This is a genomic window from Nocardiopsis valliformis DSM 45023, assembly GCF_000340985.1.
GTDB lineage: Bacteria > Actinomycetota > Actinomycetes > Streptosporangiales > Streptosporangiaceae > Nocardiopsis > Nocardiopsis exhalans.
Genome location: NZ_ANAZ01000047.1, coordinates 1 through 17,364, shown reverse-complemented (window position 1 = coordinate 17,364; position 17,364 = coordinate 1). Strand labels below are relative to the sequence as shown.

Annotated in this window: 22 protein-coding genes and 1 tRNA gene; 15 read left to right on the top strand and 8 right to left on the bottom strand. The window is 67.4% G+C overall.

Annotation, left to right across the window (positions count from 1 at the left end; all coding sequences use genetic code 11):
• Positions 1 to 79 precede the first annotated feature (79 nt).
• Positions 80 to 1,246, top strand: a complete 1,167-nt coding sequence (locus D457_RS0128860; RefSeq protein WP_026117131.1) for a serine/threonine-protein kinase — start codon at positions 80 to 82, stop codon at positions 1,244 to 1,246.
• A 55-nt stretch (positions 1,247 to 1,301) separates the two neighbouring features.
• Here the strand turns inward: D457_RS0128860 and D457_RS0128855 are convergent.
• Together D457_RS0128855 and bcp are read right to left on the bottom strand one after the other, a co-directional pair.
• Positions 1,302 to 1,376: transfer RNA gene (locus D457_RS0128855), tRNA-Leu, on the bottom strand.
• 77 nt (positions 1,377 to 1,453) lie between these two features.
• Entirely contained in the window at positions 1,454 to 1,936 is a 483-nt protein-coding gene (bcp, locus tag D457_RS0128850) for a thioredoxin-dependent thiol peroxidase (RefSeq protein ID WP_017584145.1), read from the bottom strand.
• A 328-nt stretch (positions 1,937 to 2,264) separates the two neighbouring features.
• Between bcp and D457_RS0128845 the strand changes: the two genes are divergently transcribed.
• Both D457_RS0128845 and D457_RS0128840 read left to right on the top strand, forming a co-directional pair.
• On the top strand, positions 2,265 to 3,374 hold the full coding sequence (locus D457_RS0128845) for a CDP-alcohol phosphatidyltransferase family protein (protein ID WP_017584144.1): 1,110 nt from the start codon (positions 2,265 to 2,267) through the stop codon (positions 3,372 to 3,374).
• A gap of 17 nt (positions 3,375 to 3,391) precedes the next feature.
• Complete coding sequence (locus D457_RS0128840) at positions 3,392 to 3,790, top strand: DUF3618 domain-containing protein (RefSeq protein WP_017584143.1); 399 nt, start codon at positions 3,392 to 3,394, stop codon at positions 3,788 to 3,790.
• A 112-nt stretch (positions 3,791 to 3,902) separates the two neighbouring features.
• On the opposite strand, the gene D457_RS0128835 is transcribed toward D457_RS0128840, so the two are convergent.
• Positions 3,903 to 5,126, bottom strand: a complete 1,224-nt coding sequence (locus tag D457_RS0128835) for an amino acid deaminase/aldolase (RefSeq protein WP_017584142.1) — start codon at positions 5,124 to 5,126, stop codon at positions 3,903 to 3,905.
• Between the two features lie 190 nt (positions 5,127 to 5,316).
• On the opposite strand from D457_RS0128835, the gene purU reads away from it, so the two are divergent.
• The 8 genes from purU to D457_RS0128795 all read left to right on the top strand — a co-directional run bounded on the left by purU (position 5,317) and on the right by D457_RS0128795 (position 9,377).
• Positions 5,317 to 6,204 carry a formyltetrahydrofolate deformylase gene (gene purU, locus D457_RS0128830; RefSeq protein WP_017584141.1) on the top strand — a complete coding sequence of 296 codons (888 nt, stop codon included), beginning with the start codon at positions 5,317 to 5,319 and terminating at the stop codon, positions 6,202 to 6,204.
• Positions 6,205 to 6,498: 294 nt separating this feature from the next.
• On the top strand, positions 6,499 to 6,723 hold the full coding sequence (locus D457_RS0128825; RefSeq protein ID WP_017584140.1) for a CsbD family protein: 225 nt from the start codon (positions 6,499 to 6,501) through the stop codon (positions 6,721 to 6,723).
• 60 nt (positions 6,724 to 6,783) lie between these two features.
• Positions 6,784 to 7,254: an Asp23/Gls24 family envelope stress response protein gene (locus D457_RS0128820; protein WP_017584139.1), complete on the top strand. Its 471-nt coding sequence runs from the start codon at positions 6,784 to 6,786 to the stop codon at positions 7,252 to 7,254.
• A gap of 2 nt (positions 7,255 to 7,256) precedes the next feature.
• Positions 7,257 to 7,577 carry an Asp23/Gls24 family envelope stress response protein gene (locus D457_RS0128815; protein ID WP_017584138.1) on the top strand — a complete coding sequence of 107 codons (321 nt, stop codon included), beginning with the start codon at positions 7,257 to 7,259 and terminating at the stop codon, positions 7,575 to 7,577.
• 43 nt (positions 7,578 to 7,620) lie between these two features.
• Positions 7,621 to 7,794 (top strand): hypothetical protein, encoded by a 174-nt coding sequence (locus D457_RS36565; RefSeq protein WP_017546417.1) that lies wholly within the window; start codon positions 7,621 to 7,623, stop codon positions 7,792 to 7,794.
• 14 nt (positions 7,795 to 7,808) lie between these two features.
• Complete coding sequence (locus tag D457_RS0128805; RefSeq protein ID WP_026117129.1) at positions 7,809 to 8,177, top strand: Asp23/Gls24 family envelope stress response protein; 369 nt, start codon at positions 7,809 to 7,811, stop codon at positions 8,175 to 8,177.
• A 1-nt stretch (position 8,178) separates the two neighbouring features.
• Positions 8,179 to 8,784 (top strand): DUF6286 domain-containing protein, encoded by a 606-nt coding sequence (locus D457_RS0128800; RefSeq protein ID WP_017584136.1) that lies wholly within the window; start codon positions 8,179 to 8,181, stop codon positions 8,782 to 8,784.
• A gap of 2 nt (positions 8,785 to 8,786) precedes the next feature.
• Positions 8,787 to 9,377 (top strand): alkaline shock response membrane anchor protein AmaP, encoded by a 591-nt coding sequence (locus D457_RS0128795; RefSeq protein WP_017584135.1) that lies wholly within the window; start codon positions 8,787 to 8,789, stop codon positions 9,375 to 9,377.
• Between the two features lie 57 nt (positions 9,378 to 9,434).
• On the opposite strand, the gene D457_RS33690 is transcribed toward D457_RS0128795, so the two are convergent.
• Positions 9,435 to 10,715 carry a hypothetical protein gene (locus D457_RS33690; RefSeq protein ID WP_152514404.1) on the bottom strand — a complete coding sequence of 427 codons (1,281 nt, stop codon included), beginning with the start codon at positions 10,713 to 10,715 and terminating at the stop codon, positions 9,435 to 9,437.
• A gap of 280 nt (positions 10,716 to 10,995) precedes the next feature.
• Between D457_RS33690 and D457_RS0128785 the strand changes: the two genes are divergently transcribed.
• The 4 genes from D457_RS0128785 to D457_RS33685 all read left to right on the top strand — a co-directional run bounded on the left by D457_RS0128785 (position 10,996) and on the right by D457_RS33685 (position 12,419).
• On the top strand, positions 10,996 to 11,247 hold the full coding sequence (locus D457_RS0128785) for a type II toxin-antitoxin system Phd/YefM family antitoxin (protein WP_017584133.1): 252 nt from the start codon (positions 10,996 to 10,998) through the stop codon (positions 11,245 to 11,247).
• Positions 11,240 to 11,500: a type II toxin-antitoxin system RelE family toxin gene (locus D457_RS0128780; RefSeq protein ID WP_026117128.1), complete on the top strand. Its 261-nt coding sequence runs from the start codon at positions 11,240 to 11,242 to the stop codon at positions 11,498 to 11,500. Before D457_RS0128785 ends, D457_RS0128780 begins: the two co-directional genes overlap by 8 nt.
• A gap of 283 nt (positions 11,501 to 11,783) precedes the next feature.
• The gene (locus D457_RS0128775) at positions 11,784 to 11,987 is read left to right on the top strand and encodes a hypothetical protein (RefSeq protein WP_017584131.1); all 204 of its coding nucleotides are present in this window, start codon (positions 11,784 to 11,786) and stop codon (positions 11,985 to 11,987) included.
• Positions 11,988 to 12,419 (top strand): type II toxin-antitoxin system death-on-curing family toxin, encoded by a 432-nt coding sequence (locus D457_RS33685; protein ID WP_017584130.1) that lies wholly within the window; start codon positions 11,988 to 11,990, stop codon positions 12,417 to 12,419.
• Between the two features lie 163 nt (positions 12,420 to 12,582).
• Here D457_RS33685 and D457_RS0128760 read toward each other — a convergent pair whose 3' ends face one another.
• The 4 genes from D457_RS0128760 to D457_RS0128745 all read right to left on the bottom strand — a co-directional run bounded on the left by D457_RS0128760 (position 12,583) and on the right by D457_RS0128745 (position 17,233).
• Positions 12,583 to 13,221, bottom strand: a complete 639-nt coding sequence (locus D457_RS0128760; RefSeq protein ID WP_017584128.1) for a restriction endonuclease subunit S — start codon at positions 13,219 to 13,221, stop codon at positions 12,583 to 12,585.
• A complete protein-coding gene (locus tag D457_RS34305; RefSeq protein ID WP_017584127.1) occupies positions 13,209 to 14,855 on the bottom strand; it encodes an N-6 DNA methylase in 1,647 nt (548 codons plus the stop codon). The genes D457_RS0128760 and D457_RS34305 overlap by 13 nt, the downstream gene beginning before the upstream one ends.
• An 11-nt stretch (positions 14,856 to 14,866) precedes the next feature.
• Positions 14,867 to 15,517: a hypothetical protein gene (locus D457_RS0128750; RefSeq protein WP_017584126.1), complete on the bottom strand. Its 651-nt coding sequence runs from the start codon at positions 15,515 to 15,517 to the stop codon at positions 14,867 to 14,869.
• A 303-nt stretch (positions 15,518 to 15,820) separates the two neighbouring features.
• Entirely contained in the window at positions 15,821 to 17,233 is a 1,413-nt protein-coding gene (locus tag D457_RS0128745) for an L-serine ammonia-lyase (RefSeq protein ID WP_017584125.1), read from the bottom strand.
• Between the last annotated feature and the right edge of the window lie 131 nt (positions 17,234 to 17,364).

Genomic DNA, 17,364 nt, shown 5'->3' with positions numbered 1-17,364 from the left:
GATAACCGTGTCCTCCCTAGAAAACCCCCACACGCAGCGGCCCCAGACGTCGCCCGATTCCGCGCGTCCAGAGGCGGCCGTGGCTGAGCCGGAGGCCGGCGGACGGCTGCTGATGGGTCGCTACCAGCTGACCTCCGAGATCGCCCGCGGCGGTGTCGGCACCGTCTGGCGCGCCATGGACCTGGTCATCAAGCGCGAGGTCGCGGTCAAGGAGCTCCGCCTGCCCGCGGACCTGAGCCGTTCCGAGCGCGAGTCGCTGGTCCAGCGCACCACCCGCGAGGCCCGCGTCGCCGGGCGCCTCACCCACCCCAGCCTGGTCACCGTGCTGGACGTCGTGGACGAGGACGAGCGGCCGTGGATCGTCATGGAACTGCTGGAGGCCTCCACCCTGGAGGAGATCATCCAGGTCGGCGGCCCGCTGCCCTACCAGCGGGTGGCCGAGATCGGGCTGAACCTGATCGACGCGCTCAAGGTCGCGCACGGCGAGGGCATCGTCCACCGCGACGTCAAGCCGGACAACGTGATGATCAGCGAGGCCGGACGGGTGGTGCTGACCGACTTCGGACTGGCCGCCTGGAACGGTGAGTCCGCGCTGAGCTCCTCCGGGCGCATCATCGGCTCACCCGCCTACATCCCTCCGGAGCGCGCCAAGGCAGGCCCGGTCGGCCCCGAGTCCGACATTTGGTCCCTGGGCGCCACCCTGTACGCCGCCGTCGAGGGCTACCCGCCCTATGACCGCAAGGGCTACATCAAGATCCTGCGCCAGGAACAGCTGGACGAGCCGAAGGAGGCCGCCAACGCCGGTCCGCTCGCCCCGGTGCTGGCCGGGATGCTACGGGTCGAGCCCGGCGAGCGGCTGAGCGCGGAGAACGCCGCCAAGATGCTGCGCATCGCCGCCCTGGCCCCCTGGGCTCCGGAGAAGCCCGCCCCCGGTGAGACCCCGGTCGGCGGCCCCGATGGCGCCGCGGCCGAGGGCGAGCAGACCGAGGAGCGTGAGTCCGCCCGGGAGCACTTCCGCGCGGGCGCGCACGCCCTGGCCGAGTCCATCAGCGAACGGCTGCGGCACAGCCCGGAGGCGATGAACTCGATCATGCTGTCCATCCGCGAGTCCTCCGAGACGTTGGGCCTGACCAAGTCGGGCAAGCACTCCGACCGCAGCCACCTCACCCGGGCCGCCGCCGTGGGGCTGGGTATCATCGCCCTGCTGGCCCTGGTCATGTGGGCGCTCTTTGGTCTGGAGACATAGGCCGGTAAGTAAAAAGGGATGACCTCGCACGAGCTGCGAGGTCATCCCTTTTTCGTGGGGCCGGCGGGATTCGAACCCGCACTGTACAGCACCTAAAGCTGCCGTCTCCTGCCAGTTGGACTACGGCCCCGACGGGGCCACTCTACCGGGATTCGGGAGACGACCGGTCGTCCGGCCCCGTGGTTACCGGACGACCGATCAACCGGGTCAGACTCCCAGTTCCTTCTTGATGCGGTCCACGTGGCCGGTGGCCTTCACGTTGTAGAAGGCCTTCTGGACCTTGCCGTCGGCGCCCACGATGACGGTGGAGCGGATGACCCCCTGAACGACGCGGCCGTAGTTCTTCTTCTCACCAAAGGCCCCGTAGGCGCTCAGGGTGTCCTTGCCGGGGTCGCCGAGCAGGGTGAAGGTCAGGCTCTCCTTCTCCCGGAACTGGGCGAGCTTCTCGGGCTTGTCCGGGGAGACGCCCAGGACGGTGAAGCCCGCGGCGGCGAACTCGGTGAGGTTGTCCCGGAAGTCGCAGGCCTGGGTGGTGCACCCGGGCGTCATGGCGGCCGGGTAGAAGTACAGGACGACGCTCTTGCCGGTGTCGGCCAGCACCTTGCTCAGACTGACGGGCCGACCGTCGGCGTCGTCGAGGGTGAAGTCGGGTGCCTGGTCGCCGGGTTCGAGGCGGATGGGCTCGCTCACGATGTTTCTTCCTGTCTGCGGCTGGCGGACCGGGTATACCGGTCCGGATGTTCATGGCACACAGTACCGAGCGTCACGTTCTCGCTGCCGGGGGGCCGGTTCGTCGGCGCTGGTCGGCGAGGCGGTGGTTCTTCGGTTGCGATTCCGGTTCGGTTCATCCGCTTTGGGAGTGACCAGCGGTTCGATCACCTATTGTTGACCATGTGCTATAGGTTGGCCGCCCCCTGGGACATGGCGTAGCGTGCGCGGGCCGCCCGTGACCCGCAGGATGTGTCCGGCGGCCGCCGACCGGGACACATCCGCTTCGCTTTGGGAGTAGTTCGCCACGATGCCTGGATTCACACTCGACGAGGTCAGGGCTCGTACGCTCAAGGAACGCGACTCCTGGCTGACGGTCTACCTCGTGGACCCGATCGCGGTCCGGCTCGTGCGGCAGATCGCCAACCGGACGTCGATCACCCCCAACCAGCTGACCGTGGTCGCCCTCTTCCTGGGCCTGGGCGCGGCCGTGTGCTTCGCCTTCGGTTTCTGGCAGCTGCTCATCCTGGGTGCCCTGCTGTACTACGTGTGCTTCCTCGTGGACTGCACGGACGGCAAGCTCGCCCGGCTCACTGGCTCCGAATCGCTCTTCGGTGCCTGGATGGACTACGTCTCGGACCGCTTCCGGGTCCTGGTGTGCGTGGTCGCTTTGATGGGTGGCCAGTACCGGGAGACCGAGCACGTGGCGTTCGTCTGGCTGGCGCTGGCCGTGGTCTTCCTCGACATGCTGCGTTATCTGAACGCGCTCCAGGTGTACAAGGTCCGCCGGGAGATGCGTTCGCACCTGGCGGCGGCCCTGGAGCGGGCCCGCGCAGCGCTGTCCATGCTGGAGCCTGAGGGCAACGCCAGTGGTGACGCCACCGGTGACGCGACCGGCGGCGGCCGCCGGACGATGAGTGACGGCGGCGAGCAGGCGGTGCTGCGACACGGCATCGGCGTGCTGGAGCAGATCCTGCGCAGCCAGAACGAGCGGGAGGCGCGCAACCAGCGCACCGCGGGCAAGCAGCCGGACCTGACCCTGCCCAAGGTGGACCTGCACCAGGAGTTCCGGACTCGTTTCCCTTGGTACCAGCGGTTCTGGGCGGCGTTGAACGCCCGCCGGATCCGGACCCACCTGGTCGGCGGGATCGAGTTCCAGATGGCGGTCTTCATGGTCGCCCCGGTCGCCGCGGCCCTCTTCGGTCCGTGGATTATCGGCTGGATCACGGCGTTTGTCGGCGTTTTGCTGCTCGCCTTCGAGATCGCCATCATCTATAAACTGTGGTTGTCCACGCGGGACTTCTTCCGTGTGGTCGACGGAATCGATGGCGCGCTGAGATTTTCCGGTCCGTCCGACGGCGCGGAGGAGCAGGGTCAGGACACCGGCTCGGACTCGGACTCTCAGACAACCGTGCGCTAGTGGAGAGAGGCAGCCGAATGGCGGAAAGCGACACCGAACCGCGCCAGACCCCCGACGAGATCCAGGCTGAGATCAACCGGGAGCAGCGCCGGCTGGCGGAGACCCTGGACGAGCTCAGCGTGCAGGCCCGCCCGGCCAACATCGCCCGGCGCCAGGTCGCGAAGGCCAAGGAGCGGGGGACCCGGATCTTCGACGAGGCCCGGGCGCTCGTGCTCGGCGGCGGCGCGGTGCGTGTGGAGAGCCACCTGGTGCAGCCCGAGGAGGGCAGCATCGTGATCAAGGGTGACGACAAGGTGGTGACCACCTACCAGTCGCGCGGTCAGCTGCCGCCCGAGGCGCTGATCCTCGCGGCCGGGGTCGGTACGGTCATCGCGGTGGGTGTTGTCGCCTGGGCGGTCCGCCGCAAGCGGAAGTAGCCGCACCCAACCTCCGACAGTCCGGAACGGGGGCCCGCGCGAAGGATCGCGCGGGCCCCCGTTCCGTTGTGCCCGTTCCATGGCGTTCGGGGCTCTGTTGTCGGGGTGAGGATCAGAGGAAGGTCTGGCCCTCGCCCCGGTAGGTGGGCACCGCGCCCTCGTACGTTCCGGTGTCGGAGTCGATCAGATGCAGGGTGTCGAAGCGCTCGCAGAGCTCGCCGGCCTTGGCGTGGCGCATCCACACCCGGTCGCCGACGGCCAGGTCGCGGGCTGCCTCCCCGATCAGCGGGGTCTGGACCTCGCCCGCGCCCTCGGTGGCGCTGTAGGACAGGCCCGCCGGCAGGTGGGGGACCGGGGCGCGGTGGGCGTCGACGGGCCCGGAGGCCGGGTAGCCGCCGCCCAGGACGGTGGCCACGTTCGGGGCGGGCCGGCGGACCACGGGCAGCGCGAACAGCGCGGCGGGGCGGCCGCTGAAGGACCGGTACTGGTCGAACAGGTGCGGCTGGTAGAGGCCGGAACCGGCGGCCAGTTCGGTCACCGCCCGTTCGCGTCCGGTGGTGTGCAGACTCCCGGTACCACCGCCGTTGACGAAGCGAAGCGGGGCGACCCGGCGTACCGCGCGGGTGATCGCGGCCCGGCGTTTGGCCAGTTCCAGGGCGGAGCGGCGCTGGACGGCGCGTAGCAGGCGCCCGTACAGGGGACGGCCGGGGGGAGCGTCGCCCACCCCGGCGATCTGCCCTTCGTAGGCCATGATCCCGTCGAGTTCCAGCTCAGGGCGGCGTACGACGGCGCGGGCCAGCGCGGCGGCCTGGGCGGGGGTGCGGACGGGGGAGCGGTAGGCGCCCACGCGCACGCCGGGGCCCAGGGGCTGCCAGCTGGTGTCGATGTCCAGGCAGACCCGGACCGCCGGGGCGTCGGGGCCGCGGTCGGCCTTGGCCACGGCGGCGCGGATGAGGTCGAGGTGAGCGGTGCCGTCCACCATCAGGGTGATCACGCGTGCGGCGGCGGGGTCCGAGGCCAGTTCGGTGAGGGCGTCGGTGTCCGCGGTGGGGTAGGCGACGAGGATGTCGTCGCTGACCGGTTCGGGGCCCGCGGTGGCCAGCCAGAGCGCCTCGGGCAGGGTGAAGGCCATGATGCCCGCGTAGCCGGGCAGAGCTAGGGCGGTGCGCAGCAGTTCCCTGGAGCGCACGGACTTGCTGGCCACCCGGATGGGGCGCCCGTGGGCGCGGCGGGTGAGGTCGGCCGCGTTGGCGCGGAAGGCGGCCAGGTCGACCATGGCGAAGGGGGCCTGGATTTCGCGCGTGGCGGCCTCGTACTTCTCACGCAGGCTAGTCATGTCATGAGGATGCCAGAACATGAATGTCTTTCATATTGTCCGCAGGGTCCGATTTTGCGGGTTTCGATAAATTCCGGGGAACCCGCAGGTGACACGGGATACCCCGGGAACGACTTCACCGGTTCCGTACGCTCGATATCCTGGGGCGTCACGGCTGATCGGCCGGTCGACCCCGGGAGTGGTTCCTTTCATGAGCGAGCGCGAGTACGTCCTGACCCTTGCCTGCCCCGACAGTCGGGGCATCGTGGCCGCGGTGGCCAACCTGCTGGCCGACCACGGGTGCAACATCACCGAGAGTCAGCAGTACGGCGACCACTTCACCGGTCGCTTCTTCCTGCGGATGCAGTTCGTGACCGAGTCCGGGACCTCCGGCGCGGTCGGCGAGGATGTGCTGCGCGGCGCCTTCGCCGCCCTGGCCGGTGACTTCGGCAGCGGCCCCGGCGACTCGTTCGTCGAGTGGGACCTGCAGGCCCGGGACGTGCGCCCGCGCATGATCGTGATGGTGTCTAAGTTCGGGCACTGCCTCAACGACCTCCTCTACCGCCAGCGCAGCGGCCTGCTGGACATCGACATCGCCGCGGTGGTCTCCAACCACCCCGACCTGGAGTTCCTGGCTGACTCCTACGGCGTGGACTTCCACCACCTGCCGATCACCCCGCAGACCAAGCGTGAGCAGGAGGGGCGGATCCTGGAGCTGGTCGACTCCTACGATGTCGACCTGGTGGTGCTGGCCCGCTACATGCAGGTGCTCTCCGAGCAGCTGTGCACCAAGATGTCCGGGCGCATCATCAACATCCACCACTCCTTCCTCCCGAGCTTCAAGGGCGCCCGCCCTTACCACCAGGCACACTCACGCGGGGTGAAGCTGATCGGTGCCACCGCCCACTACGTCACGGCTGATCTGGACGAGGGCCCGATCATCGAGCAGGAGGTCTCCCGGGTCGGCCACACACACAGCCCGGAGCAGCTCACCGCGATCGGCCGCGACCTGGAGTCGGTGGCCCTGGCGCGCGCCGTCAACTGGCACGCCCAGCGCCGGGTCCTGCTCAACGGCGAGAAGACGGTCATCTTCGACTAGCCGATGACCCGGCGACGCGGCCGGGGACAACTCGATTTCGGACGCTCAGGGGTGCCTGCTGGCACCCCTGACGTTTTTCTGGCCCAGACGGGGTTCCGGATGGGGTTTTGGGGCAAGGATGGTAAGACCATGACCCTCTGTACCAGCAATTCATGGCTCTCAGTATCTTGTTGGCTACATAGAGTGTGTATATGGTGTGATGAGGTCGAAACCTCTCCGGTCGTCCCGACCCGGGCCGACCTGGGTTTCGGTCCATCAACCCTGAGTCGAACCGACTCTGATCAGGGGGCACAAATGGGCAAGCACTTCGACGACGTTGCCGGCAAGGGCAAGGAAGCCTTCGGCAAGGCCACCGGCGACCGCGGTACCGAGTTCGAGGGCAAGGCCGACCAGGCCAAGGCCGGGGCCAAGGACGCCGCGGACAAGGCCAAGGGCAAGGCCGAGGAGCTCAAGGACAAGGCCGAGGACGCGTTCGAGTCCGCGGGGGAGAAGATCAAGGACGTCTTCAAGAAGAAGTAGAAGACTCCAGAACGGTTTGCACACTGTTTTGCACACTGCGTAGGGGGACCAGTGTCGGACATGAAGACCGAAGCCGCGGTGCCGAGCGCCCGCGACGCCGCCAGTAAGCGTAACGCCGCCAACCGGGACGAGCAGCACGGCCACACCCAGATCGCCGACGGTGTCGTGGCCAAGATCGCCGGAATGGCGGCCCGTGAGATCGGCGGTGTCCACGCCATGGGCGGTGGGACTGCCCGCATGGTGGGGGCCGTGCGCGACGCCGTGAGCGGCGGTAGCTCTTCCAGCTCGGTGGCCCAGGGGGTCTCGGTCGAGGTCGGGGAGCGCCAGGCCGCCGTCGACATCGACGTGGTCGTCGAGTACGGCGCGGCCATCCAGGATCTGGCCGCCGCGGTGCGCCGCAACGTCACCAACGCGGTCGAGCGGATGACGGGCCTCGAGGTCACCGAGATCAACATCAAGGTGGACGACATCCACTTGCCCGAGGACGACGAGTCCGCCGACGACGGCGACTCCGAACCCAGGGTCCGCTAGCCGTGGCCGGCAGCGACGCCCGCAGCGAAACCGCACGGACCATCGCCGAGGCGGCCACGGGCTTTCCCGACGTGGTTGAACTGTCCTCCGGGGCCTTCGGAACCCTGAGCACGGCCGTGCCGGGGGGACGGATCCGGGGGGTGACGGTACGCGACGGCTACGTCGAGGTCGGCGTGGTCGTGCGCTACGGGCGTCCGCTGCCGGAGATCGCCACCGAGATCCGCCGGGGCCTGGCCCCATTGTCCGGCGGCCGCGCCGTCCACGTGTCCGTGGAGGACGTGGTCGCCGGCCTCGGTGATGGCACACGCACCACCGCCAGCTGAACACAGACCTACAAGCAGGGCGTTCTGATTAGAGGGGGTAGCCATGTGGCCCATCGTTGGACTGTCCTACGGGACGGTGCTCGGGCTCGCGGCGGCGTTCGGCGGGTTTCCCGCCTTCGCGCTGGTTCTGGTCCTCGGCCTCGTCGGGTTCGTCGCGGGCCGGGCGATGGAGGGTGAGATCGACCTCGCCGAGATGTTCACACGGCGGTCGGCGTAGACAGGGGTGAGGTCGTGGTCGGCGTTCGGAGCGATACGGTCCCCCGCCAACGGGTGGCCGCACCCCCGGGGGAGGGGGCTGGAAAGCACGCCCGCACGCGGGACCCCGGAGGCCGCACCGACATCCCGGGGGCCGTGATCGAGAAGACGGCCGCCAGGGCCGTCGGCGAGGTCCCCGGGGCGCGGGCCGCGCGTTCGAGGGCGGCCCGCGCTCGTGTCAGCGGAGAGGTCGTCCTTCTGCGGCTGCGCATCGAGGTGGACTACCCGCGGCCCACCCGTCAGGTCGCCCAGGCGGTACGCGAACACGTCAAGAACCGGCTCGAGTGGATCACCGGCAAACAGGTCCACCATATCGACATCGAGATCGCGGAGTTGGTGCGCTGACATGACCACCGTGGAAGAGGTGCTCGGTCGTCCGAGCCAGGGGCTCGACCGCCGCGCCAAGCGGGTCGCAGTCCACACGTTCCGGCCGCGCCGCTCCTGGCCTGCGGTGCTCACCGGACTCGTGATCCTGGTGGTGGCCGTGGTCGCCGCAGCCGAGGTCATCGCCGCTCTCGCGGGTAACCCGCTACGCCTGATCCCGGTCGGCGCAGCCACCGACTACGCGGCCGCCACCACCTGGTCGGAACCCTCCGTGCAGATCGCCTCGGGGGTCCTGGCACTGATCGGCCTGGCCCTGATCGTGGTCGCGCTGGCCCCCGGACAGAGCCGGTGGACCGCGTTGCGCACCGACGACCCGGCGCTGGTGGTCGGCCTGACCCGGCCCGCGCTGCGCCGGGCCGTGGCCGCTGCCGCCCAGGACGTGAGCGGGGTCGACAGCGTCAACGTGGCCGTGCGCGGCAACAAGCTCCGGGTGCACGTGCGCACCGGTATGCGCGAGTCACGCGGACTGCCCGCCGAGGTGACCGCGGCCGTGGAGCACCGTCTGGAGGAACTGGCACCGCTGCGAAGCATGCGGATCGCCACGCACGTTCGATACGCGGAGGGTTGACCATGGCGCGCGACAGGTCTCGGAGGTCGGCCCGGGGCAACCGCCTGGGCCTGGTGATCGTCGGATCGGTACTGCTGTCCGGGGGGCTGTCCGCCCTGGCGGTGGGGCAGGGCCTGTTCGGCGGTGACCTGGCCGCCTCGCCCCTGCTCGGGGATCAGGTGAACGAGGTGCTCGCCCAGCGGTGGGTGCCCTACGCGGCGGTGGCTGTCGCCTTTGTGGCGGGCTTCCTGGCCCTGCGGTGGCTGATGGTGCAGGGCATGAACGACACAGTGGGTCGACTCTTCCTGGAACGCGACGACGCGGGCAACGTCGAGATGACCGAGAGCGTGGCCCGCGGCGCCCTGGAACAGGAGGTCGCCGACTACCCGGGGGTCCGCCGGGCCCGAGCCCGCCTGACCGAGTCCAGCGACCGTCCGCACCTGCGGCTGGCGCTGACCCTGGAGGACGATGCCGACGTGGCGAGCGTGTGGCAGCGGGTCCGCTCGGAGGCGATCGCCAACCTGCGCGGCGCACTCGAACTGGACCAGGTCCCCACGGTCATCCGGATGTCTATGACCGCCCCGGCTAAGAACCCCCGGCGCAGCCTGGCCTGAGGTACTCCGGGAACCAGCGGGGGTCGGCGCGCACTGCGCGCCGACCCCTTTCGCGTGCTACGTCCAGGACAGGATCGCGTTGAGGTTCGTGGGTAGCCCGGGGAATTTCTCTGGTTCGCTTGATCCGTCCGCGGGAACCCGGTACCAGCTGGTGTCGCCGTTCGGCGCCTTGGAGCGGAAGACGACCTCGGAGGAGTCGTGGGACACGAAAGCGGCGGAGTTGGACCGGGTGCCCTCCGGGATCAGGGTCCGGTCGGCGGGCAGCGGTTCCTGTTCGATGTAGATGACGCCCTCGTTCGCCGCCTCGTACTCCGCGGGGGTCTCCGAAGTGAACTCCATGACGCTCAGCACGTTGTCGTCGAAGACCAGGGTGCCGTCGTCGAGTGCCTGGAAGGTGGCCGTCGGGTCCACCCGCACATCGGAGGAGCGGTTCGAGTTGATGCCGTCACGGGTCAGATCGACCACGTCGGCGCCGACCTGGTCGCTGAGGTCGTAGTAGTGCGCGAGGTGCGAGTCGACGCTTCCGACCAGCCCCGTGCCGTCGTCGATCACGGCCATGCCGACGAAGTGGTGCCCGTAGAGCACGGCGGCGTCGATCCCCGGTACGACCGTGAGCTGGTCGCAACGCATCCTGGCGCAGGTGCCGTCGAGGTCGGTGATCTCCCCGCTCTCCAGATCCATCGCGTGGATGGTGTGCTCGCTCCCGCCTTCGTCCTGAACGAAGAGGATTCTGTCGCGCTCCGGGTCGGCCACCGGGTGGACGTAGTTGATCGGGGTAGCGAAGTCGCCGACCTCCTGTTCGGGGCTGAGCGCCGTGAACACGCCGTCCTCGGACAGGACTCCGAACCCCTTGACGTCGTTACCGTTCACCTCCTCACTGAAGGTGACCAGGACGAGGTGCCGCTCGGGGAACAGGGGAGGCGCCTCCTTGTGGCACGAGGTGCCCAGGGCGATACCGGCGTCCACCGCCCGGCCGTGCGAGAGGTCCGGGGACTCGGCGCGGTCGACGCCCAGGATGTCGAAGCGGGCATGGAGAATCTGCTCGGCGGTGTCGGAGTACAGGGTGTACTCGACCCACCCTTCCCGCACACCGCAGTTGGCCGTGAGGATCCCGGGGTCGGCCAGAGAAGGCGTGTTCGAGCTTTCTTCCTCGGACTCCTCCTCGGTGTCCTCTTCCTGAGGGGCTTCTTCCTCTGCGGCGGGGGACTCAGCCGAGGCTGAGGTGGTTTCCTCTTCGCCCGAGGAACTGTTGACGAGGCCGCAGCCCGAGAGGAACAGGGACAGCGCGGCCGTGGGGACGAGCACGCGCATAACTGGGGAAAGGGTTCTGGAGGTCACGGCCGAAATCTATACCACTCGCGGATGGTGTGAATTCGCGGGGTTTTCGGAATTGAAGTGAGAACATCCACGCGTTTTTCGCGAAAGGCGGATGGGGGCAGGCCGATCCGCTGAAAATCCGAGCCCGGACGGCCTGGTCCGAGCGCGATGGTCGGATGCGGTCAAAGGGGAGCGGTCCGTAGTGGGTCGGCGGGCTTCGTCTGGGGTCGGGCCTGTGTATGCGGCTTCCTCCCCATGAAAGTACGTTGTGTACACAGTGTGCTCAAAGTACGCTTGTCGCATGACTCAGACGCTGTCCTCTCGAGAGTTCCGTGCCCACCTGTCCGAAGCGATCGACCGGGCGAAGTCAGGCGACGCCACCGTGGTGACTCGTCATGGCAGAGCCGTCGGGGCTTTCGTGCCGATGGAGGTCTTGGAACAGGCCAGGGTCCGGGAGGAGGAAGAGCTGCGCAGACTCGTCGAGGAAAGGCGGAACTCCCCCACGGTCCCGATCGCTGACGTCATGGCTGAGACCTTGGCGCGTGATGAGTAAGTACACGACTGTGTTCAAGGTCGAGGCGCAGCTGGAACTCCGCAAGGTGCCACGCGATTACGCTATGGCCATCCTGCGCAAACTCGCCGAGCTGGAAACCGACCCGTTCGCGTTCGGTACCACCGCACTGGTCGGTGTGCCCGGGCACCGTCGACTGAGAGCCGGGGACTGCCGTGTGGTCTACACGGTCGACAATGGTCAGTTGATCATTGTCGTGGTCCAGGCGGGACATCGGTCGACGATCTACGACTGAGCGACCGCCCACAGGGCTCCGGGAATTGCCGTGAGAGAATCCGTGGATTTCCTGCTGCGAAAGGCCCGGGACAGGGGCGAGTCTGGTGGCGAGCTGGGCTCGAGCCACCAGACCCGGGGTGACGGTCGACTGGGCGAGCGGGTGGGAAGCTCAAGCCCGGTTGTCGACCGTGCGCCTGGTACAACCCGAGATGTCCCCAGGTGATTCCCGTTCGGAAGATCAGATCCGTCTCTCGGCGCCTGTGTGTACTCTGGTAGCCAGACGTGTACTACAGGGGGTGAGCATGTCCGCGCTCGGTATCGAGTTCACAGAGGCGGAGTCGGAACAGATTCGGCAGACAGCTGCCGCTGAGCAGCGGTCACCGCAGGAGCTGGTCCAGGAGATGCGGGAGAGCGTGCTCGCCGATGTCCGTCGCCGCCGCTTCGAGGCTGCGGCAAAGCGCGTCACCACCCTCTCCGTCGAGCTCAACGAAAGGCTCGCCAAGTAGGTGGACGACGTCTTCTACCTGGACTCGGTGATGGTCATCGAAATCACCACCATGGCCCTGGCCCAGGAAGGCCAGGGCCCTGCCATGGTTCGCGAAACCGGGCTGCTGGAGAGTGCGGTCCACCGCCCGATGGGGTCTTCGTTCGGGGACGAGCACTACCCGGACATCTTTGAGAAGGCCGCTGCGTTGATGCACTCCCTGGCCAGAAACCATGTGTTCTTCGACGGCAACAAGCGAGCCGCGTGGAACTCCGCGGCGACTTTCCTCGAAGTGAACGGGTGGCCCCTGGCGGAACCTGTCGATGTGGATCGCGCCGAGCGTTTCGTCCTCGACGTCGCCGAGGGAAAACTCGGCGATATCGAGGCCATCGCCGCTGCCCTGCGCACTTTTCACGCGCTGAACCGAACTGCTGGGCCGCTCAGCACTCGATGACGTTGACCGCGAGGCCGCCGCGGCTGGTCTCCTTGTACTTGCCGTGCATGTCGCGCATCGTCTTGATAACCCTGTCCAGTGCAACGGTTAATAACATGCCACCGTACTGCCTCGGAGAGGACTGAAAATCCTCAGCTGGGGTCTACCCCTTCAGGGGCGGGTGTCATGTGTTGGTTGTTGAAGCGTGTGCTCGACCGGAGAAGAGCATGGGGGCCAGAGCGTCGTGCAGTTCGCTCGTGGTCCGGCTGATTTCGGCGTGCAGGTAAGCCTTGTCATCCAGGGCTTCGAGGGAAGCTCCGATCTCCTGCTGAACGTGTAGGGGAGGTAGAGCCGTAGGGAGCGATCGCAGTGTGTCCATCGTGAGCGAACTGACCGTGCTTCCAGAGGCGTGTCTGTCGATCCAGTGTTGGACCGTGGGCAGGGTCAGATAGTGCACCAGGTACACGGGATCCATTCGTTCGGACGGGCGCACACGAAGCAGTTGGGTGCTGTACAGCCAGTCCTGTTGATCCGAGGTGACCCGGGCGAATCTGCCGAGTGTTCCGGTTCGGGTGCCGACGATATCGCCCGAGCGGAGCCGGTAGCGGTGCAGCCGTCCAGCCGTCGTGCGGGCGACGTGGGCCAGGCCGGTATCCGACACTCGCCGGTCGGCGATGTCGCCGGGTCTGACCAGCGGGGTTCCCTGCTTGCCGAGCTCCTGGGAGGGCAGGGTCGCGCCAGAGGGGCCTGCTTGGATCTCGCAGACCTCGTCCAGCCGATGCCCGCTCCAACCGTCGGGTAGCGGGCCGATTAACGAATCCATTTCCGTGCCTCCTGGAGCACCTGACTGGTTTTGGCATCGAGGTAGGGAATCTGTGCCTCCAGAGAGTCCAGGTATCGGATGAGTGACGTGAGCACTTCCGCTTGCTCTGCCTGGCCCGTCTGCGGTGCACGTCCGGTGACATAGATCGATGGGCGAAGTGAGTACTTCTTGTCGCGTATCTCCTGAATCTTTGCGACGTAGCTGATACTCGACGATTCACTCTTGGAGCCATCTCGCTCCCCGTTACGCCACCCGTTGTATGCGTGTTGGACGAGTGCGATGTCCTCTTCTCGGAGAGTTCGGATCGTACGCGAGGTCATGCTGCCGAGTCCGTTAGCGTCGATGAAGAGGACCTCCTCGCACCTACCTGTCGGAGCTTTCAGTATCCACAGGGTCACGGGGATGGCGGTGTGCTGGAAGAGCCGACTGGGGAGGGTGATGAGACACTCCACGGCACCATCCTCGACCATGTTCGCCCTGATCACGGCTTCCTTGGCGTTGGCCGAGCTTGATGCGCCGTTGGCCATCACCACGCCCGCCCTACCGTTCGGAGAAAGGCGGTCGATCACGTGCTGGAGCCAGCGGAAGTTCGCGTTCTCCTCCGGTGGTTCTCCGTAGCGGAAGCTCTCGCGCGTGGAGTCTCCGGGGGGGCTGCACATGCGCAGGTTGAACGGCGGATTGGCCAGGACGAGATCTGCGGTGTCGTCTGCGGAGTCGCGGTCCCAGGGCAATCCGGGGCGGCGGCCGAAGTCGGCCTCGATGCCGTGCATCAGCATGTTCATACTGGCGATACCGAAGACCAGCTCGTTCAAAGTGGTACCGCTGACACGGGGGATTCGCGTCGGATCGGTTTCCGTTCGTGCTCGTACGGCCTCAGCCAGGAACTCGCCCGTCCGACAGAAGGGGTCGTACACACTGTCGAAAGGATTATCGGGTGTGAGGAGGTCCACCATCATGCGCACCACTGGCTCCGGGGTGCGCAGATCCGAGTGGCGGGAAAGAGCGCTGTTGAAGGCGGTCAACAGGATGTCCTGCTCCTGGCCTTGGGCGTCGATCGTGTCAACTCCACGAACTGCCGTGGTGAAGGCGTCAGCCCCCAGCCTTTGGAGATAGCCGGGGACGAAAGGGGGGATGTGGCCGCAGAAGTCGGCCGCGAACACGGACCCGTCAACGGTGCCGTGACCGGTCCGTTCCCTTAAAAGGCCCCACTGTTCAGCATGTGAGGCGCGGAGAAAGACGAGTACCGCGATGAGGAGAGCGGACTCGGTTGGTTCGCACAAACCCCGAAGGTCGTTCAGCAAACGGAAGACGGCGCTGTCGACGCTGTCGGTGTCGACCGGGAATCGATGTCTTGGTCCTGACATCGCTCCCGGGGCGTCGCCCGCCACTGTGGCGCGCACGCGATCGGCGTAGGTGGCACCGGCTGATTCGTGCGGGTGGCGGGCGTTGGCCGGGATGGCACGTGTGGACAGCCATGCGATGACCTGGTCGAGGTCGAACAGGTTGCCTTCTTCGTCCGCCGGTTCGGGGAAGTTGGCCTCGCGCTTGCCCCAGTTGGTCACTGCGGCGCGGCTGACCTCGGCATAGCGGGCAAGTTGTGCCCTCGATACGAGTTTCAGTTCGTTCTGATCCACGACGGTCTTCCTCAGAAACTCGGCGGAAGGTCACCCCTGCACATCTGTTCCTTGACCAGGAGCACCTCGGGCACCCTGTCCATGGGTTTGATCCCGGTTGCGGCTTCGGGGTTGATATAGGACAGCACTGCGTAGAGTTTGGCGTGGTCCGCCTCCAGATGGCGGTGGTGGATCGGCTCGCAGTGCATGATGCGGTTGCGCAGTAGGCGCAGGGAATAGAGCTGGTCCTGGAGGTCGCGGCGCGGCCCCCGGTAGCCGGGAAAGGCGCGGTGGAGCGCAGGGACCCAGAGAACCCGGTCGTACCTGCGGGCGAGCAGCGAGGTCCAGAAACCGAGGGACAGTTCGGCGACGATGTCGTCTGGGGTGGCCGCACGGCGAAAGCGGGACTGCGCTTGGCGGACGAGGCGCTGCCCCTCGTTGTCCAGCGGGGCCCTGTTCCACCAGTCCTCCTGCCTGAAGTGGGTGCCCAGGCGGTTGTGGACTGAGTTACGCAAGGCTAGTTCGAATGTGTGCAAAGGGCCCAAGAAGGCAGCGGAGACCATGGTGTTCCAGTAGTACAGGTTGGCAGCCCTGGCCGGGTCGCCCTGACTGTGCCGGAGATAGGGCGTCAGGCGCGGGGAGGAGTACACGGAGTTCATCCACTCCGGGAAGCCAGTGCTCACGACAACCTTCGATCTACCTCGGGTCGGGCCGCAGAGGGTAGGGGGTGACAGATCGGGTACTATAAGAGTCGTACGCCCCGGGTTCGCCTCTGCATCGCATGCCACCCGGGGCACGGCTTTTTCCGGGGCAGGGTTACACGCGCCGCCCGGGTGGGTTCACCGAAAGCGCGATCGCATGGACCATCCTTCAAACAAAAAGGTACACACGGCGATCGTGTTGGTCAAGCGCACTCCAGTGCGCGATCTTTGTTAACATCTATCCGTGCGGTGCGACGCTCGTTAATACGTGCAGAGCGGCGCCCCTCAGCACTCGATGACGTTGACCGCGAGGCCGCCGCGGCTGGTCTCCTTGTACTTGTCGTGCATGTCCCGGCCGGTGTCGCGCATGGTTTTGATGACCTTGTCCAGGCTCACGAAGTGGCTGCCGTCGCCGCGCAGGGCCATGCGGGTGGCGCTGATCGCCTTGACGGAGGCCAGCGCGTTGCGTTCGATGCACGGGATCTGGACCAGGCCGCCGATCGGGTCGCAGGTCAGGCCCAGGTTGTGCTCCATGGCGATCTCCGCCGCGTTCTCCACCTGGGCCGGGGAACCGCCCAGCACCTCGGCCAGTCCGGCCGCCGCCATCGAGGAGGCCGAACCCACCTCGCCTTGGCAGCCCACCTCGGCGCCGGAGATGGACGCGTTCTGCTTGAACAGTATGCCGATGGCCGCCGCGGTCAGCATGAAGCGGACCACGCCGTCGTCGCCCGCGCCCGGGCTGAAGTGCAGGTAGTAGTGCAGGACCGCCGGGACGATACCGGCCGCGCCGTTGGTCGGGGCGGTCACCACGCGGCCGCCCGCGGCGTTCTCCTCGTTGACGGCCAGGGCGTACAGCGTGATCCAGTCACTGCCGCGCATCGGGTCCGGGTCCACGTGGGTGGGGGCGAGTAGGCCGTGGTCGTCGCAGTTGCCGCCCAGCTGGCGGTAGAGCCGGTGCGCCCGGCGGGGCACCTTCAGGCCGCCGGGCAGGCTGCCCTCGGTGGTTACCCCGCGGCGCACGCACTGGCGCATCGCCGCCCAGATCTCCAGCAGCTCGGCGCGGATCTCGGCCGGGGTGCGGCCGAAGGCCTGTTCGTTGGCGAGCATCAGGGCGCTGATCGACATGCCCGTCTGGTCGCACAGCTCCAGCAGCTCCTCGGCGGAAGCGAAGGGGTAGGGGACCTCGGTGTCGTCGGCCTTGATCCGGTCCGCGCCCGCGGCCCGCTCGTCCACGACGAAACCGCCGCCCACCGAGTAGTACACCTTGGCCGCCACCTCGACGCCCTTGGTGTCCAGCGCCACGAAGCGCATCCCGTTCGGGTGGTCGGGCAGGCTCTCCTTACGCCGGAAGTCCACGTCGACGGCAGGGTCGAAGGCCACCGGTGGGCCGTCCGGGCCGCCCAGGAACAGCGTCCTGGCGGTCCGCACCTCCTCCACCAGCTGCGGGACGGAGTCCACGTCCACGAGCTCGGGGGCATGCCCCATCAGCCCCAGGATCACGGCCGTGTCGCTGCCGTGTCCCTTGCCGGTGAGCGCCAGGGAGCCGTACAGCTCCGCCCGCACGTGGGAGACCCGCGACAGCAGGCCTTCGGTACGCAGCCCGGATACGAACGTCCGGGCCGCCTTCATCGGGCCGACGGTGTGCGAACTGGACGGTCCGATACCGATCTTGAACAGGTCGAAGACGCTGATGGCCATGGCTGTCCTCCTCATTGAGCACAGGGGATGGGGCCGTGGTGACCGGCGCCGTGTGGGCCTTCGCGGCCCACACGGCGGGCACTGCTACAGGTTGGGGTAGAGCGGGCGCTTGGTAGCCAGAGCGCTGACGC

Excerpts from the sequence above, each read along its gene's own strand:
- D457_RS0128845 (WP_017584144.1), top strand. The coding sequence starts at position 2,265 with ATGCCTGGATTCACACTCGACGAGGTCAGGGCTCGTACGCTCAAGGAA.
- D457_RS0128840 (WP_017584143.1), top strand. The coding sequence starts at position 3,392 with ATGGCGGAAAGCGACACCGAACCGCGCCAGACCCCCGACGAGATCCAG.
- D457_RS0128835 (WP_017584142.1), bottom strand. The coding sequence starts at position 5,126 with ATGACTAGCCTGCGTGAGAAGTACGAGGCCGCCACGCGCGAAATCCAG.
- purU (WP_017584141.1), top strand. The coding sequence starts at position 5,317 with ATGAGCGAGCGCGAGTACGTCCTGACCCTTGCCTGCCCCGACAGTCGG.
- D457_RS0128825 (WP_017584140.1), top strand. The coding sequence starts at position 6,499 with ATGGGCAAGCACTTCGACGACGTTGCCGGCAAGGGCAAGGAAGCCTTC.
- D457_RS0128820 (WP_017584139.1), top strand. The coding sequence starts at position 6,784 with ATGAAGACCGAAGCCGCGGTGCCGAGCGCCCGCGACGCCGCCAGTAAG.
- D457_RS36565 (WP_017546417.1), top strand. The coding sequence starts at position 7,621 with ATGTGGCCCATCGTTGGACTGTCCTACGGGACGGTGCTCGGGCTCGCG.
- D457_RS0128800 (WP_017584136.1), top strand. The coding sequence starts at position 8,179 with ATGACCACCGTGGAAGAGGTGCTCGGTCGTCCGAGCCAGGGGCTCGAC.
- D457_RS0128795 (WP_017584135.1), top strand. The coding sequence starts at position 8,787 with ATGGCGCGCGACAGGTCTCGGAGGTCGGCCCGGGGCAACCGCCTGGGC.
- D457_RS0128785 (WP_017584133.1), top strand. The coding sequence starts at position 10,996 with ATGACTCAGACGCTGTCCTCTCGAGAGTTCCGTGCCCACCTGTCCGAA.
- D457_RS0128780 (WP_026117128.1), top strand. The coding sequence starts at position 11,240 with ATGAGTAAGTACACGACTGTGTTCAAGGTCGAGGCGCAGCTGGAACTC.
- D457_RS0128775 (WP_017584131.1), top strand. The coding sequence starts at position 11,784 with ATGTCCGCGCTCGGTATCGAGTTCACAGAGGCGGAGTCGGAACAGATT.
- D457_RS0128760 (WP_017584128.1), bottom strand. The coding sequence starts at position 13,221 with ATGGATTCGTTAATCGGCCCGCTACCCGACGGTTGGAGCGGGCATCGG.
- D457_RS0128745 (WP_017584125.1), bottom strand. The coding sequence starts at position 17,233 with ATGGCCATCAGCGTCTTCGACCTGTTCAAGATCGGTATCGGACCGTCC.